Source organism: Halorussus sp. AFM4, assembly GCF_051194995.1.
Classification (GTDB): Archaea; Halobacteriota; Halobacteria; order Halobacteriales; family Haladaptataceae; genus Halorussus.
In genome coordinates, this window is the sequence record NZ_JBNTJT010000004.1 from 1 (window position 1) to 26,813 (window position 26,813).

Annotated in this window: 22 protein-coding genes and 1 tRNA gene; 17 read left to right on the plus strand and 6 right to left on the minus strand. The window is 59.8% G+C overall.

Annotation, left to right across the window (positions count from 1 at the left end; all coding sequences use genetic code 11):
• The first annotated feature begins 188 nt into the window (after positions 1–188).
• From ACQUQF_RS17505 to ACQUQF_RS17535, 7 genes are all read left to right on the plus strand, one after another.
• Positions 189–264 (plus strand) — tRNA-Cys (locus ACQUQF_RS17505).
• Between the two features lie 99 nt (positions 265–363).
• The gene (locus tag ACQUQF_RS17510; protein ID WP_435180413.1) at positions 364–1,497 is read left to right on the plus strand and encodes a tyrosine-type recombinase/integrase; all 1,134 of its coding nucleotides are present in this window, start codon (positions 364–366) and stop codon (positions 1,495–1,497) included.
• Positions 1,498–1,964: 467 nt separating this feature from the next.
• Positions 1,965–3,104: a metallophosphoesterase family protein gene (locus ACQUQF_RS17515; RefSeq protein ID WP_435180414.1), complete on the plus strand. Its 1,140-nt coding sequence runs from the start codon at positions 1,965–1,967 to the stop codon at positions 3,102–3,104.
• Positions 3,101–6,373, plus strand: a complete 3,273-nt coding sequence (locus ACQUQF_RS17520; RefSeq protein WP_435180415.1) for an AAA family ATPase — start codon at positions 3,101–3,103, stop codon at positions 6,371–6,373. Before ACQUQF_RS17515 ends, ACQUQF_RS17520 begins: the two co-directional genes overlap by 4 nt.
• A 2-nt stretch (positions 6,374–6,375) precedes the next feature.
• Positions 6,376–7,656 carry a DNA double-strand break repair nuclease NurA gene (locus ACQUQF_RS17525; RefSeq protein ID WP_435180416.1) on the plus strand — a complete coding sequence of 427 codons (1,281 nt, stop codon included), beginning with the start codon at positions 6,376–6,378 and terminating at the stop codon, positions 7,654–7,656.
• A complete protein-coding gene (locus ACQUQF_RS17530) occupies positions 7,653–9,566 on the plus strand; it encodes an ATP-binding protein (RefSeq protein WP_435180417.1) in 1,914 nt (637 codons plus the stop codon). Before ACQUQF_RS17525 ends, ACQUQF_RS17530 begins: the two co-directional genes overlap by 4 nt.
• 70 nt (positions 9,567–9,636) lie before the next feature.
• On the plus strand, positions 9,637–10,137 hold the full coding sequence (locus ACQUQF_RS17535; protein WP_435180418.1) for a hypothetical protein: 501 nt from the start codon (positions 9,637–9,639) through the stop codon (positions 10,135–10,137).
• A gap of 333 nt (positions 10,138–10,470) precedes the next feature.
• Here the strand turns inward: ACQUQF_RS17535 and ACQUQF_RS17540 are convergent, their stop codons facing one another.
• Positions 10,471–11,481: a hypothetical protein gene (locus tag ACQUQF_RS17540; protein ID WP_435180419.1), complete on the minus strand. Its 1,011-nt coding sequence runs from the start codon at positions 11,479–11,481 to the stop codon at positions 10,471–10,473.
• 264 nt (positions 11,482–11,745) lie between these two features.
• Between ACQUQF_RS17540 and ACQUQF_RS17545 the strand changes: the two genes are divergently transcribed.
• A complete protein-coding gene (locus ACQUQF_RS17545; RefSeq protein ID WP_435180420.1) occupies positions 11,746–11,961 on the plus strand; it encodes a hypothetical protein in 216 nt (71 codons plus the stop codon).
• A gap of 106 nt (positions 11,962–12,067) precedes the next feature.
• Here ACQUQF_RS17545 and ACQUQF_RS17550 read toward each other — a convergent pair whose 3' ends face one another.
• Complete coding sequence (locus ACQUQF_RS17550; protein ID WP_435180421.1) at positions 12,068–12,289, minus strand: hypothetical protein; 222 nt, start codon at positions 12,287–12,289, stop codon at positions 12,068–12,070.
• A 340-nt stretch (positions 12,290–12,629) separates the two neighbouring features.
• Here ACQUQF_RS17550 and ACQUQF_RS17555 point away from each other — a divergent pair, with 340 nt between their 5' ends.
• A complete protein-coding gene (locus ACQUQF_RS17555; RefSeq protein ID WP_435180422.1) occupies positions 12,630–12,854 on the plus strand; it encodes a hypothetical protein in 225 nt (74 codons plus the stop codon).
• Entirely contained in the window at positions 12,847–13,218 is a 372-nt protein-coding gene (locus tag ACQUQF_RS17560) for a hypothetical protein (protein WP_435180423.1), read from the plus strand. Before ACQUQF_RS17555 ends, ACQUQF_RS17560 begins: the two co-directional genes overlap by 8 nt.
• A 206-nt stretch (positions 13,219–13,424) precedes the next feature.
• Here ACQUQF_RS17560 and ACQUQF_RS17565 read toward each other — a convergent pair whose 3' ends face one another.
• Positions 13,425–14,240, minus strand: a complete 816-nt coding sequence (locus ACQUQF_RS17565; protein ID WP_435180424.1) for a hypothetical protein — start codon at positions 14,238–14,240, stop codon at positions 13,425–13,427.
• A 1,032-nt stretch (positions 14,241–15,272) separates the two neighbouring features.
• On the opposite strand from ACQUQF_RS17565, the gene ACQUQF_RS17570 reads away from it, so the two are divergent.
• From ACQUQF_RS17570 to ACQUQF_RS17585, 4 genes are all read left to right on the plus strand, one after another.
• The gene (locus tag ACQUQF_RS17570; RefSeq protein WP_435180425.1) at positions 15,273–15,647 is read left to right on the plus strand and encodes a hypothetical protein; all 375 of its coding nucleotides are present in this window, start codon (positions 15,273–15,275) and stop codon (positions 15,645–15,647) included.
• Positions 15,644–15,937: a hypothetical protein gene (locus ACQUQF_RS17575; protein ID WP_435180426.1), complete on the plus strand. Its 294-nt coding sequence runs from the start codon at positions 15,644–15,646 to the stop codon at positions 15,935–15,937. Before ACQUQF_RS17570 ends, ACQUQF_RS17575 begins: the two co-directional genes overlap by 4 nt.
• A gap of 171 nt (positions 15,938–16,108) precedes the next feature.
• A complete protein-coding gene (locus tag ACQUQF_RS17580; protein ID WP_435180427.1) occupies positions 16,109–16,645 on the plus strand; it encodes a hypothetical protein in 537 nt (178 codons plus the stop codon).
• Positions 16,646–17,060: 415 nt separating this feature from the next.
• Positions 17,061–17,558 carry a hypothetical protein gene (locus ACQUQF_RS17585; protein WP_435180428.1) on the plus strand — a complete coding sequence of 166 codons (498 nt, stop codon included), beginning with the start codon at positions 17,061–17,063 and terminating at the stop codon, positions 17,556–17,558.
• Between the two features lie 59 nt (positions 17,559–17,617).
• Here ACQUQF_RS17585 and ACQUQF_RS17590 read toward each other — a convergent pair whose 3' ends face one another.
• Positions 17,618–19,009, minus strand: coding sequence for a DNA methyltransferase (locus ACQUQF_RS17590; RefSeq protein WP_435180429.1), 1,392 nt, complete (start codon positions 19,007–19,009; stop codon positions 17,618–17,620).
• Positions 19,010–19,518: 509 nt separating this feature from the next.
• Here ACQUQF_RS17590 and ACQUQF_RS17595 point away from each other — a divergent pair.
• From ACQUQF_RS17595 to ACQUQF_RS17605, 3 genes are all read left to right on the plus strand, one after another.
• A complete protein-coding gene (locus ACQUQF_RS17595) occupies positions 19,519–20,028 on the plus strand; it encodes a hypothetical protein (protein WP_435180430.1) in 510 nt (169 codons plus the stop codon).
• A gap of 74 nt (positions 20,029–20,102) precedes the next feature.
• On the plus strand, positions 20,103–21,350 hold the full coding sequence (locus ACQUQF_RS17600; protein WP_435180431.1) for an AAA family ATPase: 1,248 nt from the start codon (positions 20,103–20,105) through the stop codon (positions 21,348–21,350).
• Positions 21,347–23,122: a 5-methylcytosine restriction system specificity protein McrC gene (locus tag ACQUQF_RS17605; RefSeq protein ID WP_435180432.1), complete on the plus strand. Its 1,776-nt coding sequence runs from the start codon at positions 21,347–21,349 to the stop codon at positions 23,120–23,122. Before ACQUQF_RS17600 ends, ACQUQF_RS17605 begins: the two co-directional genes overlap by 4 nt.
• Before the next feature lie 9 nt (positions 23,123–23,131).
• Here ACQUQF_RS17605 and ACQUQF_RS17610 read toward each other — a convergent pair whose 3' ends face one another.
• Together ACQUQF_RS17610 and ACQUQF_RS17615 are read right to left on the minus strand one after the other, a co-directional pair.
• Positions 23,132–23,518, minus strand: a complete 387-nt coding sequence (locus tag ACQUQF_RS17610; protein WP_435180433.1) for a hypothetical protein — start codon at positions 23,516–23,518, stop codon at positions 23,132–23,134.
• Between the two features lie 2 nt (positions 23,519–23,520).
• Positions 23,521–26,781 carry a DUF499 domain-containing protein gene (locus ACQUQF_RS17615; RefSeq protein WP_435180434.1) on the minus strand — a complete coding sequence of 1,087 codons (3,261 nt, stop codon included), beginning with the start codon at positions 26,779–26,781 and terminating at the stop codon, positions 23,521–23,523.
• Between the last annotated feature and the right edge of the window lie 32 nt (positions 26,782–26,813).

Sequence of the window (26,813 nt, forward strand, 5' to 3'; positions counted from 1 at the left end):
CGGAAGTTAAGCCCGCCTGCGTTCCGGCAAGTACTGGAGTGCGCGAGCCTCTGGAAACCCCGGTTCGCCGCCTCCCACTCATACCATAGACCCGCTTCGGCACCGCGCCGGGGCGGGTCTTTTCATTTCGAACGCGACGATCGGCGACCGCTATGTTTAAGCGCGCGGAACGAATACCCGCAAGTAGCGCCAAGGTGGCAGAGTCCGGCCGAACGCAGCGGCCTGCAGAGCCGCCTACCGCCGGTTCAAATCCGGCCCTTGGCTTAGTTTTGCGCCGCTCAAGGCTTCTAGAGGCATTTTACGGCAACGGTAGTTGTGGTCACAAACTCCCGAAAGGGGCCGTTCACGGTAGGATTGACCACTATGAGCCGCGATAAATCGCAAGACGGCGAAGGGGTAGTCCAAGGTATCCCCACGGCCACAGAGCCGTCCAAGGTTCAGTTGAACAAGAAGCAAATCGCCGACTACCAGCACCACCGCAAGCGGATGCTCCGCTGGTGCCTCAACATCGGGAAAGACCCCGATGAGGCGGTCGGGTACTCCGAGGAAACTATCCGCGTCCGTGCGGGTCACATCGACCGCTTCTATCGATGGGTCTGGAACCACGCGTCGGACGGGTACACCACGCAAGTCACCGAGGAACAGGCAGACCAGTATCTCAAGGAGTTGGCCTACCGAGATGACCTATCGCGGTCGGCCGCGAACAAGTACAAGAAAGCCCTCCAGATGCTCTTCAAGTGGCGGTCGCACGATCTCGGCGAAGATCACGATTGGGAACCTGCTCTCACGTTCTCGACGAACGATACCAGCAGCCAGCCACGAGACTACCTTTCCCGAGACGAGCGTAAACAACTCCGGGAAGCCGTTCTTGAACTCGGCGACGAGATTCCGAGCTACAAGTCAGTCACCCCTGAAGAACGCCAGCGTATCAAGAAGCTTCTCGCCATTCGTCTGTCGAAGCCCGTCAACGCGATTGGGAAAGACGACTGGGATGAAGAACGGTCGTGGAAGTATCCCTCAATGATTTTTTCTGCGCTGGATGCTGGGCTCCGGCCCATCGAAGTCGGTCGGGCGACGACAGACTGGGTGGATATAGACAACGCCGTCCTCCGCATTCCCAAAAACGAGTCTTCGAAGAACCGAGAGAACTGGACAGTTGCCCTAAGCGAGCAGACTGCCGATATTCTTGATCGGTGGCTCACCGAGCGTAGTACGTACACTCGATACGACGGGCGTGACGAACTCTGGCTGACCCGCCGCGGCAATCCTTACTCGTCTAGTTCGTGCAATGGCCTTCTCCGCCGTGTGCTGGAATACACCGACATCGACAGGGACGTGACGTGGTATTCCATCCGCCACTCCGTCGGGACGTACATGTCGGCCGAGGCGGGACTCGGAGCGACGCAGCAACAACTCAGACACAAGTCGTCACAGACCACACTCAAATACGATCAAGCACCTCCCGAAGAACGCAGAGACGCTCTCGACAGGATGTAACCACGCTGGATGTACTGCACGAGCTACCCCTCTCACGGGATGACCAACACTTGGTCGCGTCCATCGGCGGGTCTGGCTAGTGCTCCCATTCCGGGGTGCGCCCGTTTCTGTCTGCCGTTCTAGACGTATTGCGGTTTTCCTTACGCTCCTCTAGATCCATTGTTCGTTCACGCGTTCTCTCGAGGGTAGCCTATAATAGAGATGGCGTGTGGGTTCGAGACGATGTCCAGCCAGACGATACTCTACCACGCACAAACAGCAAGTAATCAGTCGGGCGACGTTGCCCACGCGTTCTGTGCAAAGCCGATGGATGCGCGCAGAGGACTGCGTCACGCCGACTTCTCCTGCCAAATGAATTCGGCTAGTCAAATAACGCGATTCTACTTTGACCCCGGTTAAACTACATTTATGACCCACCCATCGAAATGACTCCATCATACACCGCGATGACAACTCGCATCCTCCACGTGAGCGACACTCACCTTGGGAACAGACAGTATGGGAGCGACGTTCGGCGCGAGGACTTCGCCGACGCGTTCGAGGAAGCCATCGACTACGGCATCGAGGAGGACGTCCACGCAGTCATCCACACCGGCGACCTATTCGACACGCGTGACCCACGCCTCCCCGACCTGAATCGGTGCATCGACATCCTCCAGAAGCTGGTTGATGCGGACATCCCCTTCTACGGTATCGTCGGCAACCACGAGCGGAAGATGGACGACCAGTATCTCGACCTCATCGGACGCACGGGCACGGCCGAGCGACTCGACCGGACGCCCCGACTCATCAACGACGAGGTGGCTGTCTACGGAATCGACGCCGTAACCAAGCCTGCATGGCACGCCAAGGACTTCACCCTCGAAGAACCGCCGGCGGACACCTTCACCATCCTCTGCATGCATCAACTCCTCGAACCACCGGTACCGGAACTCTTCGCCGAGCACCCACTGTCGGACGTCCTTGACCGGGTGAACATCGATCTCGATGCGCTTGCGTTGGGTGACTATCACGAGTCCGTGGGCACCGTGGAGCAGGGGACGAAGGTCTGGTATGCGGGTTCGACCGAGCGGTGTGCCGTCGACGAGACGGCCGAGCGATGTGCGTCTCTGCTTGAGATCGACGGGGAGTCGTTGACCCGCCGGGAGTCCGAACTCGACACACGGTCATTCCTGCAGGTGAGTATCGAGTTCGCCGAGGGTGACGGCCACGCGCACGCAGAAGATGTCCTCGACCGCCACGAGGTGGCCGGCAGGGTCGTCATCGTCACGCTGACCGGCGAGTCGTCGACGGTCACCGCGCGGGATGTCCGCGAGGCCGTGATGGAGCGCGATGCCGCGGTTTGCCGCGTCAACGACGAACGCGGTGGCCCGGAGATTGACATCTCCGAGGGGCCCACCGGTGAAATCGAGAGTGTGGATCGGCTCATCGAGGAAAAGCTCGCCGAACGGAACCTTAGCGACATCGCCGTCGACATCGAGAAACGCGTACGCACGGAGAAGGTCGCCCCGTCCGGATTCGCCGACGAGGTGACAGAGCAGCTAACGGAGGCGCAAGCCGAGGCCTTCGACGGCGAGGCGGCGCCCAACACGGGGGGAGACGAATGAAGATACAGCGACTCCGCCTGCAGAACATCCGAAGCTACGCCGACCAGACAGTTGAGTTCCCCGAGGGAACAATACTCGTCCACGGGGAAAACGGCGCGGGCAAGACATCACTCCTGATGGGCGTGTTCGGGGGTCTCTTCCTTTCTGAGATTCGCAACGTGGGGAACAACTCCTTCACGCTCGAAGAGTTCGTCCGCCGCGGCGAGACCAAAGGCGTCGTGGAACTGGTCTTCGAGGTCGACGGCGTCGATTACACCGTCGAGTGGGAACTGTACACGACCAGCACGCCCAACTCCGCGACGCTGACCTCGCCCGCGCTCTCCGAGCCCATCTCGGGAATCGGTAAGGTGCGCGACGAGATTACCGGTATTCTGGGTATGGACGAGGACGACTTCGCCAACTCGGTCTACGTCAAGCAGGGGGAGATCGACCGACTCATCGAGGCGAACGACCGTGCAGAGATGATTGACGGCCTCCTCGGACTGGACGAGATCGACGACTACATCGAGACGATGAAGATGGCTCGCCGGGGCGCCGGCCGCGTTCGCGACCAAAACAGTAACAACGCCGACAGCCGCCGGCAGGAACTCCGCAAGGACTTCGACCGCGACGAGGACGACTTCGAGGACGAGCTCGCGGAGCTGGACAACGACATTCGGGACGCCGAGTCGCAGATTGACACCGTCGAGGGCTACTTGGACGACTTGCGGGACACCCGGGCCGACCTAGAGAGGGACATCGAGAACTACGAGGACGTCCGTGAACAGAAGCACGAGAAGGAGCGCCAGATCGAGGAGACGAAGGAGAAACGCTCCGATAGACAGCGACAAATCGAGGAGTGCGAGGCGACAATCGAAGACCTCGAGGACGACATCGAGGAACTGGAGGCCGAAATCGACACGCACGCCGACGAGGTGGACGACGATGTCGGGACTGCCGAGGCAGCCGAGAAGGCGCTCGCCACGGTGCAGGAGGAACTTCAATCGGCGTCCGTTGAACGGGCTGACCGCGACAACGAACTCGAACGGGCGGAAGACGAACTCACAAAGCTTGAGGACGAACACGACGAGGCCCGCGCCGACGTGGACGACCTCCGAGACCGGCGTGACGACATCCAGAGCCGACTCGACGACCAACAGGCAGAACTCGAGGGGGCGAAAGAGACGCTCGAGGACGCGATTGAAGACCGCGACGAGATGACGGTCGTGTTCCTCCCGGACGTCGACTCCGAGGAGGCCGTCGATGCCGAGACGCTCGACCGCGTCGAGGAGCGCCTCGACACTCTCGATGACGAGCATGGCGAGACCGAGACGGCGTTGGCGAAGCGAAAGACCACGCTCAACGAGCGTGAGACCGATCTCTCTACAGAACGCGAGGAACTAGAGGAGACTCAGACCTCACTCGACGAAAAGCAGGCGGAACTTAAGGCACTGCAGTCGGACATCGATGACGTCGAAGCGAGGGTGGAGGAGGTCACCGCCGAGTTCGAAACCCGGCTATCGTCGCTCGCAGAACGCGCAAACAAGTACGATCTATCTCTGTCTGCTGAGGAACTGGAGACGGTAGCAAACGAGCACTTGCCCGACCGATTACAGGAGGTGAATGCCAACCTCGACGAAGTTGGGAATCGAATTTCTACGCTCGAGGAGCGGGAGAAGACCCTGCTCGCCGACATTGATGAACTCCAAGAGCTGGAGGCAGAGAGCAAGTGCCCGCGCTGCAAGCAACCGGTCGACGAAACGCACATCGAGGACGAACTCACGGAGGTCGAGTCCGAACTCGCGGAGACGCGTGACCAACTGAGCGAACGAGAGGAGGAGCGCGACCAACTGAAGGAGACGAAGACCGAAATCAATGCCCTTCGCGATGACGTCCGCGACCTAATTGAGTTCAGGCGGGAAACCGTGACGGAGGCGGAGGATGACCTTACTGACCTTCAGAACAGCGCAGAAGATCTGAATGCAGAAATCGACGACCTTGAAGAAGAGGTCGAGGCCCACACGGAAACCATCGATAGCCTCGAATCGGAAATCTCAGATCTCGAAGCTGAGGTTCAAGAACTCGAAACAGAGCGTGACGAGCTAAACGACACTATACAGACCGGAGAAGAGGTCATCGAGCAGTTCGAGACCGTCGAAGTGGAGCGAGAACGCGTAGAAGATCTCGAAGTCGAGGTGGACGACCTGCGGGACGACCTCAACGACGTACAAGCAGAAATCGAAGAGACGCGCAACCGAATCGAGTCGTTGGACGACGAAATCGCCGAACAGGAGGCAACGGTGGCCGAGCGTGAGGCGAAGCTCGAGGCGGCCGAGGAACGCGTGGTCGATCTCGAAGATCGAAAGGAAACGGTCGAGCAAATCAACGACCTCTACGACGACATCGACAACCGGGAGTCGGAGATCGCGGAGGTACAGCAGGACATCGACCATCACCATCAGACCATCGAGAATCTCAACGAACATCTCAGTGACCTGCGCGCCGAACGAGATGACCTCGAGGAGCAACTGGGCGACACCGATGTTGACGAATTGGAGGATAAACTTGAGGAGGTCAAGGCCAAAATCGACCAGCGCAAGGAGACGCGGAACGATTTGCAAGGGAAAGCCCAGCGTCTCCGTGACGAGTACACGAAGTTAGAGAACGAACTCTCGAATCTGCGTGACCTCAAGGCGCGCATCGACGAGTACGAGCGCAAGGCCGAGTGGGCGAAGGCCGTCCACGACGAACTGGACGCGATTCTCGACACCTACGAGAGCGTCAAGTCGGAACTGCGCGAGAAGTACCTCGCGTACATCAACGAGTACACCAACGACATCTTCCAAGACATCTACCTCAACAGCAGCTACCAGCGGGTTGTCATCAGCGAGACCTACGATGAGCGCGGCGACCGGTACGACTACGACATCCGGTTGCAGTGTGACGACGGAACAACCGAGCATCCGAGCAACGCCAGCGGCGGCGAGCGGGCCATCGTCAACCTCGCGCTCCGGGCCGGCATCTACAAGCTCATCGCCGAACTCGAAGGTGGCGACCGGGGGCGGCTCCCGCCGTTCATCCTCGACGAACCCACGACGTTCCTCGACGACGGCCACGTCGGTCAACTGGAGGACATGCTTGACCGGATCCGCGACTGGGATGTCCCGCAGGTCATCGTCGTCTCGCACGATGACGCGCTCATTCACGGCGCCGACCATGAGTGCCGGGTGGAGATCGATGAGGCAACGAGTACCAGCCACGTGACCATGCGCTCCGCGGGAGCTGACTGACAATGGACTCGGAGGCCATCGGCATCGTCCGCGAGCTGTTCGCCGAGATCGACGCCGCCGTCCCCCGCGAGCAGGCCTCGCAGGCCGCCCACGCCCGGCGGCTCTTCGAGTTGCTGGGCCGCGACGGTGGTCAGGTGGAAGCCATCGAGTCACCCGACTACTACCGCACGCGCATCGACGAGCTAGGGACGTGGACGGCCGACCCGTGGGCCGGGGCGACCTACGGTGTCGACGCCAGCACGACGCGACCTCTCGAATACAACAACGGCCTCGTGGTCGACACGGCCTACGCCAAGACCGCAGCGGCGGGCGACGACGCCAATCGCGGCGTCGAGCGAACAGGACACATCGCCGGCGTCGCGTACTACGACGACGGTGACAGCACCCTTCACTCCCAGACCATCGAGGGTGACCACGTGTCGGCCGAACTGGTGCGCTTTCCCCAACTGGAGGAGGAACCCCGCAACGTCGCCACGTCGGTCGCAGCGGTCGCCCAGCATCTGAGCGAGAGTAAGCAAGCCCTCAATTCCCTCGACGCGATCGACGGGGCACTCTTCCTTGATGGGGCCATCCTCCCACTGGGCCTCGTGTACTGGGTCTTGCTCGACCACGCTGGTGGCCGATCACCTGCGGGGTCGTGGGAACTGCCCGCCGACATTCTCGGCAACTACATCGAGGTAATCGACCGGCAGTACGAGCGCGACCGGCCCGTCGTCGGTATCGTGAAGACGTCGTCGATGTCGCAGGTGCTTGCGGCGCTCCGCACTAAGATTGAAGACCACGACATCCGAGACGACAACGGCCGGCAACTCGACGTACCGTGGGTGCGCGACCACCAGTTCATGTCCGAGGTGCTTCGGTTCGATGATCTGGAGTACCTCACCTACACCTCGTGGTTCGTGCAGCGCGGACAAGCGGTCAATGGCCGGCTGCACGACGTGTTAGAGCCGGTCGCAGACCGACTGGCACACGGCGACCCGAGTGATTACCGCCGCGCCTTCTGCTACGTCCGCCTGCCCAAGACGGGCGACCTCCTCCGCATCGAGGCCCCGTACCTGATGGTGCAGGACGCGGAGTCACGTGAGCAAGTCCGGCTGAAGGCGCTGAAAGAGATCGCCCAGCGGCGCGGCGTGCCCCGGGCCGTACACCGGGCCGACCGCATCGCCCGCATCAGCCGGGAGAATCGCGAGACGATTCGCGATATGATTGAGTGCACCGAGTACTCCTACGACCACAATTGGGACGGTCGCTGGAGCGACCTCGACGACACCCTCGACCTATGACCGACAACGTAGACGACATCCTCGACAACGACCCGTTCGACGACGACCAGCCAACAGAGCAATCCACGCGAACTGACACCGACGACTCCGAGGCAGCCCCGAGCGACGAGGACGACTCGGACGAAGCCGCGGGCGCGACGGCCACGATTCCGGAGACGTCCGTGCCGAACTCAACAGCGGATCCCCCGGACGCCGAGGTGGGCCACGTACTTGCGAGTGAGGAAATCCGCGTCACACGTGATGAGTACAACGTCAACGCGTTCGTGACGACTGACCGGCGCGACGACGTCCGGGTTGGCGACTACGTGGAGATTCCCTACCCCGACGGCGAGGACGACCTCTTCTCGGTCATTGACGGCCTGCGCTACGAGCCGTACACGGAACTCGACGACAAGTCGGACACACACAACCAAATCAGCAAGCACCGCGGGCTCGATGAGTCGGAGTTCGTCCTCGTCGCTGAACTTGACCCCATCGCCATCCTCCGCCAACAGGAGGAGAGCGACGGCCTCGAGCGCGGCATCGTCAACCGCATCCCGAAGCCGAATACGCCGGTCAGGCTCTCGCGCGACGATGCCCACCTCCGCACCGGACTCAACATCCCGCGGGAGGGCATCTTTGCGGGCCACCTCTCGGTCGGTGGCGACCCGATGCAGATCGACGGCGACCCGTTCCCCTACTATATCCAGAATCCGGGAATCGACCCGGACACGGGCGAGGTGGAGTCCGGCGAGCCGGCAATCTTCCGACACGCTCTCGTCGCCGGTTCGACCGGGACGGGCAAGACGCACTTCACCAAGAACCTGCTGCGACAGTTCGTCACCGACAAGCGCTACCCGGTCGACACAGGCCCGGACGGCGAGCGAGAGCGCAGTCGCCTCAACGTCGTCATCTTCGACCCGGAGAACGAGTATTGGGAGATGCGGGAGGACAATCCGGAGCTGACCGACGAACAGCGGCGACGCCTCCGCCGACAGGGCATCGAGTACGACGGCGTCGACGACTTGGAGGTGTTCGTGCCCGAGATCGACAACACGCGCGCCCCCTCAACCGGAGAGAGCCAGAAGCTCACCATCCCGTTCTCGCTCGTTGAGCGCGAGCCACGCCTCGTTATGCCCTTCGACCAGACGTCCGACGTCACCCGAGGTGCCATCGAGAGCTGCATCGACACGTACTTCGACTGCTTCGACGGGAGCACCGACTGGCCGGCGCGCGACGTGGACGATCCGAAATACGAGGATTTCGTGGCCTTCCTCCGCGAACACGAGCACGACGAGAGCCGCCTGCGCGAGCGTCACGACATCGGCAGCGGGACGTGGTCGGCGGTCTGCCGACGCGTCATCCAGCCCGAGTACTTCGACGTGTTCGACGGCGGCATCAACCCCTTCCCGGAGATCACCGACCAGCTATTCCGCGAGGGGCAGGTCACGGTCATCCCCACGAGCCACGTGCGCGGTGAGAAGGAGTATCTCGTCGTCCTCTCGATTCTGTCGTACATCATTGAGAACAAGATCGACGACTTCGACGTCGACGAGGCGGTCAAGCGGACGCCGATGCTGGTGGCAGTCGACGAGGCCCACAACTACTTCTCGAGTCCGGACAACATCCGAGAGGCCTACATCGTGGGACGGGCGCGCGAGGCGGTCAAGCAGGGCCGCAAGGACAAGCTTGGTCTGATGATGATCACGCAGAATCCCGAGGACATCGACGGCGACATCCTGAAGCAGACTAACACCAACGTCTTCCTCCACTTGCGCGAGGAGGTCGTCGAGGACGTGGCCTCCGTCCCGCGGGGGTACAAGCGAGACATTTCGAAGTTCGGCAAGGGACAGGCGGTCGTCAAGGCACCCGATGTCGAGGCGGTCGAGGTCGTAGGGCTTCCGTACTGCCTGACCCGCCACGACAACTGACCGCGGCCTCCCCTTTGATGCAGTTTCACACAGATTAATATTCCATTCATTTGGAAGGTCGAACAGAGAGATGGGCGTCTACTTGATTCAAACGAGCGGTGCGGACATCACGAGTGAAGCCAAACCAGCTTACATCAGCGGTGCTGAGGGCCCGCGGTTCTGCGACGAGCCGCTGCAACACAACCGCTACTTCAATGCCGAGCCCTACTGGCAACAGGGATTCGCCCGACGACGAGCGTGGCAGACGGCAGCCAAGGACGACATTGCCCTGCTCTATTGCACGGGGAGCGTCGACGGTTATTCGAGCAGCTTGAGTCATGCTCTGCCAATCGCCGAGAAGCGCATCGTCGACGGGGAGGGCGCGTGGCTCGAGTTCGACAAAACGATTGAACTGGAGCCAACTATCGATTACCCTACCATTCAATCCAAGATCGACGACGGCGAGTTCAGCGATGGCATGGGCCGGTGCGGACAGGAAGGGTTCAACTTCAGGCGGGTCGAGGACGACGATCTCCAAACCGTGCAACGCCTTACTACGCCGACTTCAGGCGTATGGGACGACGTTCTGTAGTTAGTCGAGGAGACTGATACTACTGCCCGGTTATGATGCACTCGACCACCTAAATCATCGGTTTGCAGCCGTATAGGTTTCTCCGTGAGAGTGCATCTACGCAGTTGAATTGTGACCTACTCCGAGTAGGCGTAGGAACCGTCCTTGGAGTGTATTCGATCTCTCGTTCCTGCTCTCTGGCAGAACGTTCGGTTTTGTACCAGTGAACGTCGAGGTTTCCTGAGGAGCAGGGCGATAGCAACGGCGAGAGTCGGTTGAACCCATTTAATTAACCCGGTCTGTAGCCTGCGGGTGACGGTTGGCCTGCGAGTTGAAGCTCGGCACCTGAGACGGTTATCGGGCGTCGTGGGCGAGCTGGCGGAGTTTGGTACGGATATAGGCGTCTTCATACATCGTTTTTGCGCGGCGGTAGAACATATCCCACGCCTGATCAGGGAGCCAATCATCATCGTTGAGGCTGGAGAAAATCTTCCACTCACCTCGTTCTGCGCCGCTGAGTTTCAGGATGATGGCATGGACATCGGCGTTGTCGGCGACGCGTGAGGAGATGGCGCGGCGTTGCGCCTCTGCCTGTAAGATGTGATCAGGCTTGAGGCGCGTCACGGCTTTAGCATCGATGGTGTAGAGTCCGGGTGGTAGTGTGGGAGAACCGTCGATATATACAATCTGGTCAGGGCGTGCACAGTATCTGATGCCGTCGATTTCGACAATGATGTGTCCCTCAGTAACAAGTACGCGCCACTTGTGTTCCCGTCTCGCGGCATCCCAGTTGTCGGAGGCCATCCACGCTCCGTCCTTACACGACTGGTAGAGTGCTTCTGTAGGGGAATCGTCGATGACTTGGAGTAAGTCCGGTCGAGTCATAAGAGGGTTTGACCCCGGCCATTCATAGACCGACTCGTACATCTCAAGGGGGTTGTTGACGTCGTAGATGTCGTTAAGATCGTTGAGGAAGTCCTCGTTGTCTGATTCGGGGACAGAGGCGGTGTAGAGGGAGTGGGCAGCAGCGCCACGAATACGTGAATATTCCTTGATGAGGTTCGAATCACGGCCGTTGAGTTTGTCATCCTCCTTGAGTTCGTCGTTCGCCAACCTCCGGTGCAGGTTATTGGGATGAAACGAATGGTCAGAGGGGAGATCGTAAAACTTGATGCTATTGGCGATACTTCGGGCGCCGAGTGTGGGAGGATCGTCTTCGTCGGTGAGGTAGGCGGTATACTCTGTTCCCGGCAAGTCCCGTGGGAATACTCCCTCGTCATCGATGATTCCTTGGATAGCTACGCTGGCGCGTACGTATTTACAGGGTTGGCTGATGTAATCGGGGAAGTAGTCAACCAAATCCATAGTATTCTGTTCGTAGGTCAGTGAGTTAGCACCTCGCCATACAGCGAAAGTAAAATGTAATGTTAGTTAGGGGTATTGGCGCAGAGATTGTCGTCGGTCAATTCAACGTACTCCCCGTCATCCAATCTCTCGCGATCGACCTAGGAGATATTGGGCGTCACCACCTCCGCGGTCGAGTAGCCGAGTTGAAAAGGATCTCTCGACTGGCTGCTCTTTGCAGCCCGCTGGCCGGCTTTTATCCGACAACCTGTATGTCGATCAACTATGCCGGAAGTCGCCGACAACTGCGACCTGTGCGGAGAAGAAGACACGTGGCACATTGACCGCCATTTGCAGCACGACCGATGTTCGAACTGTAGGACTCGGCATATCATCTCCTCAGACACGGAGGAGGCCTTCCGCCACGAGGAGAAGACCGAAGCCGAGCGCAAGGCGATGCTTGACGATCTTCGGGCGTGGTATGAGGAGGTGAATGAGTGATGGCGGCGGTTATGAACATCGCCAGTTGCGCCTTCAACTGTTCTTCATCCTCCATCGCGCCAGCACTCTCGACACTATGGTCGGATAACTGCCGGCATGGGGCAGCCTACTCATCACTTACCAACGGCTCCACAACGATGCTGCGATGTGCCAGCCGTACTCCATCTTCTGTGAAGTCTATCACATTTTCTTCTGCGAGTTGCTGGAGTTGCTGACGCACGTAGTCTTCGGGGCGGCCGAGGTCATCGGCAACTGAGGCCACAGAGTGACGCGGTTGGTCGAAGCGGGGAACTGCATCCACGATTTCACGCAACGACAGTACGGTCATCGCGTCCCCATGCTGAAGCACTAGTTCATCGGGCTTGTTCGAATTCTCGCACTCATAGTTGGTCGAAAGGGGGATGACTCCCCCAGAACCACCGCCCAGCATAATGCTGGGCACCTGACCGGCGGGTTCCGCCCCGCCAATTTACCAATGTGTTCATAGCCACCATAAAACCAACGCAGACGCCGCGAAAACGCCCCTAACTAACTTTCTCGCCGTAATTACTACCACGGTGCGCAAGCTATGGACGTGTATGAACGACGACGATATTAATTGGGAGCCAATCACCGACGAGGACGGCGTCATCCACGGCCATGGGACGGACTGGCCGTCGGAATAGACGGTGCGCGAGCGCGTCGAGACCGTCATTGCTGGCAAGCACATGTTGGGGCCAAAATCTCGGTTCTCGTCCGACGAGATCGCCGAAGCAGCGGACGCGGATCTAGAGACGACACGCGGCGTACTCGGCGAGATGATCGACCGCGGCACGGTTGAGGTCGAGTCCCTTGCCGGCGATGAGTGGCTCACAGACTGTGAATATAGCGACACGCGCTGGGACGATGAGTGACGACGGACACCGCGAACGCTTCGCGCTCGCAGTCGGGATGGTCGCCTGCGGCTGGGAGTCTCTACCCGAGGCCGCCGAGCGCCGCGACGTGAATCCGGAGAACGTGGCCCGCGCCCTGTCGCGCCACGCTCATCGCGCGGATTACGGTGGCCGGCTGTGGGCGGATCGACGACGCGACGACACGATGGACGCTGCTGAGATCGCTGAGGCGACGAGCGCCGACGTCGATACCATCAAGCAATGCCTCGAAGCGACCGGCGACGCGCTCGCCGGCGACGACGGAATTGGACGGTACGACCCCGAAGACGCAGCCGAGATCAATCCAGACCCGGGCGAACTGGTCGGGGATGACGACGAGGAGTAGGCCGCGCCACCGCCGGGCCACCCCAGTTTTCACGAGTTCCCACAAATCCGTTGTACCCATATCGACGAGCATCCTCATCTCAACACCCCCGTCGGTTCCGATGAAAAACTACCACAAGGGACGGGTTCTCAGCCTTAGGGATACACACCCCTCGGTTCCGATGTAAACCGCCGCAAGGCACTCCTCGGCGGCAAATGAACAGAAGATTACCCGACATCCTCAGACCCATCCCCCGCGCTGGTGCGCGAGTCGTCTCCCCACATCCACTCACGAAACTCCCGACTGACCTTCTTGTGTCGCTTCTCTTCCGGGCCGTTCCTCGCCACCGCACCCCGGATCTTGCCCCTTACGTCCATCCACGGCATCTGCTGCCCGTTATCAGGATTCCGTACGCGTTCAATCCAATTGCCGACCGTCCACGCCCACGCTTCTTCTGCGACCACCTTCGTCTTCTTCGACCGCTTCTCGTTCGCGTCCACCTTCTCACTCAACTCCTTGACTTCTTCGCGGAGCTCCTCGTTTTCCTCCTCCAACTCCTTGACTTCCTCGCGCAACTGGCTGAAATCGCCCTTCAGGTTGCTCTTCAACTGGTTCCTCTCCTCTTCAGCGTCGTTGAGACGACGATCTATCGCGTCCTCGGCGCGGTCAAGGCGCTTGTCGAACTGGTCGATGTGGTCGTGAAGCCGGTCAACGTGCTTGCGAGTCTCTCGGGATGCGTCAAGTACCTCATCGCGCTGTGCGTAGTGGGTGAGCTGCGACCACTTATCTTCAACAAGCCGCTGGCCGTCGCCGGTCAGTTCGAAGACGCGTTCGTTGTTGCCGGCGTGTTCGCGGCGGTCGATCTCCCGGACGAGATCGTTCGGAATCAGATACTTATCGATCCTGTGGCGTATCGAGCGGGACTTGCCGCCGGTCATCTTGCGGAGGTCGCCGGTGCCGGCGCGGGTTCGTTTGTACAGCGCGGAAAGTGTCTTCTCAGTGAGGGTATCCATCTTCTCGGGTTGGTTGTAGCTGGGTGCCATTATTATAATACAGTTGCCATTTTAGCGGTATGAACCCCTCGGAACAGAGGGGGAATGTGCCGGCTACAGGCGGAAATATAGAGGGTAATTTCCGGGGTATTTCCGTCTAAACGGGGCGGCGTTTGGTTACTCCATGAGAGGCCCCCTCCGGGGGTGAGGCAGCGGATGAGAGCTCCCGGGGCGCATGCCCTACTGAGGAGATTGGGCGCTCAAGCGCCGCTCCCCCGAGACCCCGGTTCCAACGTGTAGGGTGATTGTGGAGTTCCACGGAGAGATCTGAGCATCCACGCGCGTGGAATCCCGGGGCACAGGCCCGCACCGAGGGAGAGGGGGAGACTCTCTGCGGCGACGTCTCCCCCACAGCCCCTCTCTCCGCCACCGGGCTGGATTCCCTGTCTCTCCTCGAGGAGCGGATTCCGAGCATCACTACGGGGACAGGATTTCCGGCGTCGATGCCAAAGCAGGGCTCCCCGTGTTCTGCGGCAAGGATGCTTACCAACGACTACGCGCAGTAGGTGCCCCGGCGACGTCGATCCGAAGCGGTTTCATCGGAACCGAAGGGGGTGTGACCCCTGCGAGGCTCCACGCGAACCCTAGGGGTGCGCCTCGAGCTTACATTCCAGACTCGGGGTGTGGGCGCTGCACAACGCTAGCGCAGTGCAGCCACGCGCGCATACTACCCGCGAGGCAGGGCACACCCACGCCCACGCGGGCGCGGCCACACATCACGCGCTTCCAACTAATCGCACTCTCACGCTGTCTCCGTCCTGTTCTCGGCATCTGAGTCACGTCTGAGGATATGTGGTCATCACTTAAAACGTTCACAACGGCAGCCTATGCGCAATATCCATAATCATCTTTAATTACGCCTGCTAGGGCCTACTGACCCAAACCCATTTTTTATACTCCGGGTAAGGGGGTGCTGCAAGGAGGTGTCAGCTACCCAGAGCACACAGGCAAACCAAGAACCGACGAATAACCGGTGAATAGATACGAAAACGACAGAATACAGAACATCCATCAGTCAAATCTATGGCCACCGATACAAACCAAGCCAAAGATCGCGCAGAAGCAACTGCAGACGAAATCATCAACACCATCACCGACGACCTGATGCACAGAGCTATTGACAGTCGTGGTGACAACACCGACAAAGGGTTGCGCGCCCTCGTCCTCACCGTCGAACTCGAAACCCGCAAACCCGGTGCGTCCGCGCCGCCCAAGCACATTGACCCGCGTGAGCAGCTGGACGTCAACCACTACGTCGACGCTGTGGACGACCTTCTCCGCGGTATCGCGGACGACCTCCACGACCAGATGGACGCCATCGACGACCCCGAACGCCGCGAACACCTCCGCGACGTCATCGCCGAACTCGACACCCGCATCCGGGGTGGTCAGGCGTGACGGTCTATCTTGACGGACGCAGGGCCGTTATCCTCAGCGCCAATCTTGACGACGGCACGGTTACTGTCCGCTACCACAACGACGAATACGACGACGACACCACCGCCGTCGAGCACAAAGACGCCCTCAACGGCCATCACCGCGGCGACAGACACACCGTCCCCATCCCCCAGCTCCGCGCAGACGGTGGTATTGCCGAGGTTGCACAGACCATCCTCGACCTGCCTGACACAGCCGTCTCCGGCCGTGCAGAGTGGGCCGAGGAGTACCGCGTCGCTGACGACGAGTAGGGCGCCCCCACGGTCGCCGCCCCAAACGGCGCCCGGGGGAAGTCGAGGTCAGGATGAAGCCGGATTCCCTAGGTAGGGAAATCCACCTGATTCTCGACGCTCGGTCGTAGTAAAGGCTACCCAGCTGCAGCACTGCTCGCCAACCGATCTGCAGTCCCCTCAGACACATCTATGAGCAACTCATATGCCCAGCAAACCCCGAGAATCGACTATCCAGACGACCCTATCCCGCCGCACGACGTGGTCGAATGGCACCCGCGCGTCGAGACCGTCAACGGCGTCGATGCACACCCCCTCATCCACGTCAGACACGACTCCCCCATCACAGCCAATCCCGCAACGGGCACTGTCGGCTGGGTCATCAGCCAGCCTGAGACGCTTGCCAACTACGTCGCCGAGCACGGTCGCTGTACCATCGACGTACCGCAGTACTACAGCCGTTTCCCCGAGATCGAGGCTAACCGCTTGCCCAGCCTTGATGAGTACCTCGCTATCGGCCCCGGACTGGAGAGCGACGACGGCGACAGCGCCATCCACCCACGCCTCGTCCGCCTCGCCATCCGCGTGCTGAACGGCAAAGGCCGCTACCCCGCCGACGAACACACGCTGCACGACTGCCTGCCGTTGCCGTGCCCCCTCGTCCGCGAGGGAGTCGGCGCCGTCCTCATCGCGCCTCGTATCGCTCCTGACGGGTTCGACAGCGACTGACCCCACACCCGCCGGGGTTTACCAACGGCGAAGCACCCGTCCGCTTTGACGACGCAGGTCTGCGTACCGACCGCTACGTATCCGTGCATCTACGAGACACAGGGTGACAGTGAAGCAGTCGATGAGGTGCTTGCTGAAGCTGATGTTCCAGAGTTGCCTCGTGTTATTGGCATAGTCGACAGTGATGACATTCCATTTGATACCGAGGACTGTCGTGCGGCACGGGACTCATATGCGGAATAGAGATTCCGACAGAACTCTCTGAGTTTTGTTATGGTGTTAACTTCTTTGCCCGGTAGTTCCGCATCGCACCCTGTATAGGGGATATGGATTATTGGGGGCATTTTTCCTCACGCTTTAAATGGGCGTAATTTACTTGCTTATCCGCGTTGGCATCTCTGCGTGGGAGGGGACTATGACCCACGAAGGATGGTGGCACGAACTGGTCAAGTTAGCTCTCGACGAGTGTTTGCGGGAATTTGCCGAAGATCAAGGTATCGAAGCGCGAGTAGCTACTGAGGAGACGGTCGAGAAACATTCGCAACGAAAGGCCGACAACTTCGTTGAATTCCTCGACACTGAGCAACAATCACCCTTAGCAATCGAGGTCGAAAGCGGAGTCAAAACCTATCCCCGCATTAAAACCGAAATCACCGAACGGTTCGAATATTATCAATCACAAGGCCTTCTCTCCTTCCTCGCTGCAGACGGATACACGCTCAATGGAAACGACCCGACTGTCGAGGATACGGCGTGGAAGTTTGGAGACGGAATCGTGGAGGTTGAAGTAGACGAAGACTCAGTTCAACTCTGCCGCATTGACGGAATGAGCGGAGACACATTAAGCGATCTTGCGGTCTTTATGAACGACTTCACATTCGATCGAGACGACTGGCCATCACATCTCGTCTAGCTATACATATCCTACCTCAACGCGATGCAATAGTTATCGACGGGCGATACGATACCGGGTTACTCTTCTCCGATGCAGGAGCTGAGGATGTATTCCCTATCGAGATCGATCCCGATGCTATCGTAACCCAATTCTGACGCAGCTCGGCAGGTCGTCATCGATCCGCCCATCGGATCCAGCACAAGGTCACCGTCAGTTCCGACCGCTTCGATACAGCATCTCGGTATCTCTTCAGGGAACGGCGCTGGATGCTCCGTATCTGGCCGTGGGCCGTACACGTCCCAGATGGAGGCCAAATCGATTCCATCTTCGGGAACGTCGGGTGTCCCCTTGGTCATCCAGTAGATTCGCGCGTCGTGCGGTCGGAAGAGCGTGGGCTCGTGGTTATGCGTAGCCTTTCGATTCCAGATAATCTCCTGTCGTACGGCCCACGGATTCGCCGGCGAGCGGAGCCACTCTACAGGATGAATCACCTCGCCACCATCGATTCTCACCTTGTGGACGTAGAAGAGCGATGCACCGTCGACGGCGACTCTATGCCATTCGGACAGGAGTTCTTGCTGCCACTCCTGATATTCGTCTTCCGGACGGTCGTCGTAGTATCCCACGCCTTCCTCTCGCAGAGAACGCCAGCCCATCGCCCATCGTTCGTGACCGAGGTTGTAGGGCGGTGATGTAACGATGATGTCGACCGACTCGTCAGGAAGCGGAAGTGCGCCGGCGTCACCCTGCAATAGCGTTACTCGAGGGTCTGCACTCGTGCTGGCTGATTCGGTCTTCTCGGAGTTCTCATCCGATTCGTCCGATTCATCTTGTGCGCGGCGTTCGGCCTCCTTCACTTCGGCGTATGCGGCGCTGATCGATTGTTCCTCCGCGTCTAACTTCTCCAGTTGTTGTTCTGCGACAGTCGATACCGTCGGATCGTCAGACTCGCGCGCGTCCCAGACAGTCTTCGCCCGATGGTACGTCGTGCCGGAACCGAATCCCACCTTCTCGGCCACCTTGTCTCGCGTGAGGCCGCCCTCATCTTCCTGTTCAGATGAACGGGAAGTGTCTGTTCGCGTTCCCTGCCGCTCCTTTGCCCGCCGGCGTTCGACCTGTTCGAGCGTCTCGGCCTCACGTAATTTCTGCGAGACTGTTTTCGAACGCTGTCTGTTGGAGTGGATAAGCAGTTCGAGCCGAGTCAAATCGGACTCGAACTCACGAACCTTGACCGGGACGGTTTCCAGCCCCACCTGTTTGGCCGCCTCCACGCGTCTATGTCCGGAAATTATCTGGTCGTTCTGATCGACGATTATCGGTGTTAACACGCCATTCTCGCGAATAGATTCTAGAAACGGAGAGTCCTCGTCAGACTCGAGCTCGCGGTCGCCATAGATCTCTTCGTTTTTCGGATGCGGCTCGAGAGATTCTGGACGCCGTCGCTCGATTTCCTCCACGTCGCTAGCCATCAATCGAGTCATTACGTAAGGCCAATATATCGATTGTGCAATCGCCGCTATCGAGGTGTGCGCGTGCCCTGCTGACGTCGTGCCCGCTTGCGTTCGATCTGCTCTAATCCTCCAGCCTCGCGGATTTTCTGGCTGAACGACTTATCCCATCTCCGGTAGTTGGGAGTAGTCGCTTGAGGTCGGAGTTCAGTCAAACCGGTCGTACTGGGACTTGCTCCAAACCGATTTTCTTGGTAATCTCGACGCGTGGGTGGTCGGAGATGATGGTTGGACGTTCGTTAGACTGCCTGCTTCCGGTTGTGGATTAACCAAGACGGCTCAACCACGCCGTAGGATTCGATCTCGGTTATCCCTGTCTCGGCCATCACCGACCGCGATGCGAGAGTAATCAAATACTGTCCTCAGGATGTAAAACCGCTGCCTATAGGACGGTACCTGCAGGATGAGGCTGCTGAAACCCCCCGGGACAACAGGGTTAAACCGAGAATTCCCACACGCATAGGTGGAGCGTGAATCAAGCCGCCTACCACGTTCAAGCGACAAAAGAGCAGTCGCCCGTCCGCGAATTCGTTGCAGATCACGGTCGCCCGATTGACCGCAGCGACATCGAACACGTCACGATTGCTGGCCGATCTATTGCGGTCGCCGAAGACTTGACTGAAACCGAGCGTGAACTGGTCGCCGACGCCATTCGATCGACTGAGCCAGCGATAAAGGCCTGCTTCGCCAACTCACTTGAGTTGTGGAAGTACGACGAGCGGTTCAAATACACCGAGGGATACGCCTCCCTCTCCGAGTTCGACGTTGGAGGCTTCGAGCATGCGTGGACTATGCTTGACGGCGAGAAGTTAGTGGACGTGACTACGACGTTCGATCACTACTTCGGCGCCGTCATCACAGATAGGGCCACGTTGCAGCATTACTACGACATCGGGAAAGAGTACGACATCTATGGCGTCGTCGGTAACCACCACAACCGATTTGAGTTCCTCCGAGAGCGTGGCTATGTCGACGGATAGCCGACGCGGGTAGGCTGGCACTCTTCAGTTGAGGGTATGTTTTTAATCCCTCAGTAAGAAAAGCCAGTCAACAAATGAGCAATTCATCGGAAGATAGCTATTCACTGGAGGACGTACAGGGTGATCTCGATGTCCTCCGCGCCGTTGAGGACAGGGTCGTCGAGGCTATCAAGGGAGCCGAGAGCGCGGACGTCTTGGAGTATCTCATCCGTGAACAGCAGCTCGACCTCCACCACGAGGGCGATCAGGGCGTTGGCCGAATTCGTCAGGCTGTACTTGAATCTTCGAAGGCCTCGCAAGACTTGAAACGCACCGTCATCACTCGCGGCGACGACACGCCGGAGGCCGTCCTCGTCCCCGACGATGTAGAGCGGAACGCGCGAACCGCGCTACGCACCGGCAAGCCCGTCGTCCTCTACGGGCCGACCGGCACGGGGAAGACGACGTTCGCCCAGCAGCTCGCCCTCCGGCACTGTGTCGGCTACTCGCTACACACGGCCACTCCCTCGTGGACGGCGAAGGACATCATCGGCGGCATCGGGCCAAACCTGACTGGCTCCTCAGGCTACCGATCACTGAACTACGAGACCGAACTTGGAGCTGTCTCAGAGGGCGTCAAGAAAGCTCGGAACTTCGACATCCCCTATGCGGTCATCCTTGACGAGATTACGCGTGCCGACATCTCCCAAATCTTCGGCCCGCTGTACACCGCCATCGAGAACCGCAATCAGACGCTCATTGAGACCGATGACGGCGAGACCATCGAGCTTGACGAGGACGTGAGCATCATCTGCACGATGAACATGTCCGACCGGACGGTCAACGAGCTGGACAACGCCATTACGCGGCGGTTCGCGATGGTCGAACTCGACGAGTACGAGGACGATGACCGGCGGGCGCTATTTGAGGGCTGGATCGAAGACAATCTCGGGGACATCCCCCTTATCGGGAACGATGACCTGCTCGATCTCTTTGAGGCCGACTACGACGGTATCAATAACGGCTCTGAGCAGGCATCGCGCGGCCCGATTATGCGATTCGGGCCAATGCACTACCGCGACGTGACGATCTTCCTGCGCGAGGCCCTCCAAGACGAAGCCCTGTACATGGACGCCCCAGAGAAGGCGGTCGGACAGGCGTTCCGCACGTTCATTGTCCCGCGACTGCTGAACTCGGCGGCCTTCCCGCAGATCGAGCAGATCGAGGAACACTATCGGGCACTGAACAAGTCGTTCGAGATGTTCGACCTCGCGTCCGCGGCCGATCTCGCTAGCCGGGAACTCGAGGCCGAACGCCGCCGGATGGGCTCCTACGAGCAATGAGCGTCTCCGATCCGGACGAATCGTACACCTACCAGCCCGGGACGTTCAGCGTGCCCGAGCGCGGTGAAATCCGCATCGAGGGGTGTCCGCCCTCGATCGACGACCAGCTCCGCCGAGCCTCCTTCGAGCAGGAGGCCGACAACGTCTTCGTGAAGACGCAGGAGTCGCTTGACGACCGCGACAAGGAGTATAGGGTCGTCCGGGTACGGGTCGACGGCCCGGTACTGCACGTCACGGCGCGGGACAACGTAGGCGTCGTCAGCCTTACACCCCGGTCGAAGCTTCGGATTGAACCGAAGATCGACTGGGACTATATTTTCGACATGCTGCTAGCGGTGCATGGCCGCAAGCGGTCGGTCGAATACCACGGCATCCCTCTCGACGAGTTCCGCACCGAGGACGTCGATCTGGAGGACGTGTTCCTGATTCTGGCGATCAACTATCTCAACGGACTGGAGGCCATCCATCGCAATGGGTTCGTGCGACAGCTGGAGACACGCCGAGCCGACCTCGAACAACCTCAAGGCGTCATCGACATCGAACAATCGCTAGTCAATCAGGCAGAGGGCCGCGCCCAACAGCATTGCTTGCTGAAGGAGGTTAACTACGACAACGCGGCCAACTCGCTACTCCACTACGCGGGCACGCATCTGTTGCGGCTCTTCCGGCAGTACGAGGACGAGTACGACCATCAGGCGTACTACCACATCTTCTCGCAGGTGCATCAGGAGGTGCGTCACTTGGAAGGGTTGGACGTGACGAGCGGGCGCCGGCGCATCCCCGAGTACCGGCGGTTCTCCCTACACGATCTTCCCAAGCAGCGCCACTACTACCGACAGGCTGTCGAGGTTGCGAAGGCCGTAGTGGCCTCGTCGCTCGGGACGCCGGCGATGGAGGGCGACCGCGAGCTGGTCGTGGACTACGTGCTCAACATGGAGTCACTATTCGAGCAGTACTCGCAGGTCGCTATCGAAGACGAGCTGGACACGATCAAGAGGTATGACCATCTTGACCAGACCGAGAACGTCTCGGCCGTCCGGTCGCCGACGCTTCAGCCCTTCGAGAACGAGGGACAGGTGTTCCACCAGCCAGATCACGCCGTCGAGGAGGGCGACGAGACGTTGGCCGTCCTCGACTCGAAGTACTACGCCGAGGGCAAGGATCCGGTGAAGAGCGGCGACTCGCGCTCGCGGCTGTTCAGTTACGCGTATCTGCTCGATACGCCGCGAATGGGCTTCCTGACCCCACTCGGTGATTCGCGGACGCGAACGGTCGCCCAAACGGGGGCGGAACTGCAGGTCGTCTCGCCCGACAGCGACCACTTCTCGCTCGATGGATACCATATATGCGTCCGTGACTACCTGCATGAGGCACTCGCCGACGTGTATCCAACCCTCGACGTTTATCGGGCCGTGGAGGAACACGCCCTCTGTCTCGACCAGCACGACGCGTCCGCGCTGGATCGACTGACCGATCTGAACGGGCCGTTCGACTTTAGCAACGTCCACGAGTTCTCGCTCCGGGTGGTCAACGCGGCCGCGGATACGCTGTCAACACAGTACCGATCGCGTTCTGACCTTGAGCAGGACGGCAAGTGGACGCGGCGGCAGATTGAGACGCAGTGCCGGGAACGCTCGGCTGAGTCTACAACGTGTGTCCCGGTCTTCCGTCGCGAGAACCGCGAAGAACGAATCGACCTGTACTTTGTAACACGTGGAGAGGACGGGCTCCCTACTGACGTTTCCGTCGTGGGTGACTTCCGGTTGCTCTGAAAAGGTGTTTCAGAAGGGTGCCGTGAGCCAGCCACCACTCCGCCGCTCGATCTGCGGCCCGAAGACGCGACTCAGCCGGTAGAGATCCCCTTCGGTCTGCAGCTCGAAGTCTCGCTGGCGACGCTGGAACGACCCCTCGACGGCGAACTGGACGGTTGGGAGAGAACTGCGATTTTCGAGTGTGTTCGCGCGCCGATCCATCAGCGTCGACAGCTCGCTCACCGCATCGTCGTTCTCAAATAGGTCGTCGAGGCCGACGACGCACACCTCGTCTGGGACGTCGTTCTCGCGGAGCATCTCCTCGAACTCGTCGACCGGAACTCGGTGATCGAAGAGGTCGTACTCGTCCGCGACGACGATGTTATATTCGCCGGGGAGTTTGCCGTGTTCGACCATCGTTATTCGAAGTTGATTTCAACGGAGATATTCGTTGCTTCGTCGGGCATTCGCTCGAAGAGGTCGCGTACCTTCGTGAAGTCCTCGCCGGATTCGAGCGTCAGCTTCGTCATGGTTTCTTTGATTTTCGCGGAACCTTGGAGCGGCCCGGGTATCCCCATCCGGTTAGTCAGCTGGAACCTGACCTCGCCATAGGTAACCTCGCCCGAGTCCTCCTCTTGGCGCCACTCCCGGCGCAGCTCGGCGACATCGTCACCATCGAACTGGAAGCGCCAGCCACCACTCGGTATCCGGAACTGATAGCCGGGCGACCACCGCGTCGGGTCGCCCGAGCCGTCCGTAGCGATGACGTATTCGGGCTCTGCCTCGCGCCCGAGATGTCGGAGCAGGAACGTCTGAACGGCATCCTCCGAGACCGACGCGTCAAATCGCTCGGCGACGCTGCCGACCGTGAACTCGTCGCCACCGTCGAGCCCTTCGATATAGTCGAGGATCTGATCGCCGACATCGTCAGAAACCACAGGAACGAGCGTGACGTCCTTCGGGTCGCGGTTGCCGAGCGAGTCATCGTATTCGCGGTCGACATCAACGACATAGTCATCCACGAGGAAGTCCGTCACGGCCTCACGGAACGCTCGTTCGGTCTCGTCATCGGGAAGGTAGACTGTCTCGTCGCGGCGAATCTCTTCGAGAATACGGTGAGTGTTCGCCCGGCCGCTGCCTTCCAAGGCCTCTCCGATACGCTCACGCACCTCAGAGGTGCCGATGCGCTCGGCCTCAGAGATGTCACGAATCGTCGCATCGGACTGGGCCTTCGTCACGATCTCGGTGCCACTATAGAGGACATACTGGTCGTCCTGCGCGAGGCGAGCGGCGGCCGTCATTACCGTGTCGTGGCCGTCACCCTCCAACCAAACTTCGGTGTCTTCGAGAAGTTCGAGTTCGAAGTTCCCGATGTCGACCGCTTTGGTGCCGCTGCCGAACCGCTGGCGGAGTTCCTGCTCGACGTCTTCGGCTGTCCACCGCTGGACGTCGTCCTCATGGAGGATTACGGTGTCGAGGGAGCTACCCTGTAGCGACTCCGAGAAGCCGTTCGAGCCGTGCGTAATCACCGGCTTGTCTTCGAGGGCATCAACGGCCGCATCCAGCACATCGCCCGGACTGCCCGGAATTGGGTAGGTGGGCTGGCGGAGGAACTGTTCGTAGACGTCCTCGATGCTGGCTTCGCCCCGCCGGTCAAGCAGATCGTCGACGATACTCCAGACGTGTTGCTGGAGATCGAGTCCCTCCGCGGCGACGCTGTCCGCGATTTCGCCGGCGTTGAGCGGTTCGCCGCCGGGGACAAACACGTCCAGATCCATCTCGGCGGCTAACTCGAACTCGTTGAGAAGGTCGTCACCGTCGAGAATCTCGCCGTAGGCGAGTTCGACGCGGTCGCGAAGTTCCCGCTGCTCGTCCTCGCGCTGGCGTCTGACTGAGGCGCGGATCTCGTCGTCCAGCGAGTTATCTTCGAGGACGCATTCAGCACCCTCGATGTACCGAGCCTTCTCGATGAATCCCGTGCCGGACTCGATCGCTTTATCGCCGGCTGGCTGGACGAACACGAGCGTGTTGCGCCACTCGCGCCCGGGGCTGCCGTCCGCGTTCTTGATGACGGTTTCGACCTCATCTTGCGTCCAGTCGTCGGACTTGACGACGACTTTGACCTCGCGACTGTCAGGCACCTGTTTGAGGTCGTCCTCGGTGAATCCGACGGGGTACGCGTCGGAGCCGAAGACCTGCTCGACGGTGTCGGCGATTTGGTTGAGCGCGACCTTCTCGTCGACATCCTCGGCTTTGTTCTGAATGAGCGCGTTTGGGTTCTGGCGGTCGCGGATAGCGTACTTACCGTTGAGCTTGTGGAGGTACCACGCGACGCCGTAGAGCTGTTCGAGGTTGAGTACAATGTCTGAGACGAGGTTACCCGTCTGGTAAGTACCCATCACGATCTCGGCCTTGCCGGCACCCTCGCCCTCGTCGGGCTTGAGACTGTAGAGGAGGATCGTGTTCAGAATGCGCCGGCCGTAGGGGATCGCGTCGGGGTCGACGCGGTTGCGGATGTCGTCGATGCAGACACCCGGGCGGTCGATGTTGATTCGGGTCAACTCATCGTCGAAGAGGACAGCGTCGATGTCGCCGTGCGTGATGAGGTCGGTCTCCTCGATGAGGCGAGACGCATCCTCGTCGTCCGGGTCGGCCTCGGGGTCGGCAGCCGTCGTGAGAATCTTCGAGAAGAGGTAGATCATTCCCCGCGTGTTCTGGTTGCCCTCGTCGGCGTAGTAGCGGGTCTCAAGTGCGTTCAGGAGGACGGGGTGGAACGGGTAGGTGTCGCGCATCTCTTGCGCGAGGTCGGTCGGGATGTCAGAATCAGGGATGTGGTCGTTGTCCGCGTACGCATCTACGTATCCCGAGACGATCTCGTTCACCGCACTCTCGTCGATGTCGTCGATGAGGCGGTGGCGGATGACCTCCTGCTTGCTCACTTTGCTACTCATGTTGACCTCAGACGCGTTTTCACGGTCAAGGATGTTGTGAACCTCCGAACCCTTACGGAGGACGGAGACGATGGCGAAGACATCGCTGTCGTCAAGGTCGGCAGTTTCGAGGAGGGCCTGCAGGAAGCCACGATTGCGCTTCTTACGATCGCCGCTCAACGGCTCGAACCAATCCTCTAGTTCGTCCATCAAGTATGCGATTGTCCGGCCGTCGACCGCCTCCCGGATCGTCTCCATATCGGGGTAGGGGTCAAGGTCGCTCTCTGTCGGTTCGTAATCAAGAACGTCGAAGAACGGCTCCCAGAGATAGTCCGGCTGGCTCTGTTGGAGGGAGACGGTGACAGCTTCCGAATCCTCCGCTTCGGGCAACGCATCGCTGAAGCCGTCGACATGACGGTCGCCGAACTCACCGGACGCTTCGGGATCGGCGAAGCAGTGATACATCGCCACCATCTGGTGGGACTTTCCACTCCCGTAAGGCCCGTAGAGGATGTGCGTGCCGTAGTTGGCGTCACCGCGGAGGGTGTCACGCAGGTCGACGAAACCCTCGCGCAGCCCCTGCGTCATCAGCGTCCGCTCATAGAACGTGGACGCGTCGGCTTCGAATTCGTCCTCTGCGTCGACGTTGTAGAGTTTGACTTGGCCGTCGATTTCGCCTTCCTCACGGAGCTCTTGGCTTATCGTAACCGTATCTGCGATTGTTCTTGTGAGAGAATCCGCACTAGCCATTTGTTATTTTGAGCAGTATGTGGTGTCTTGCT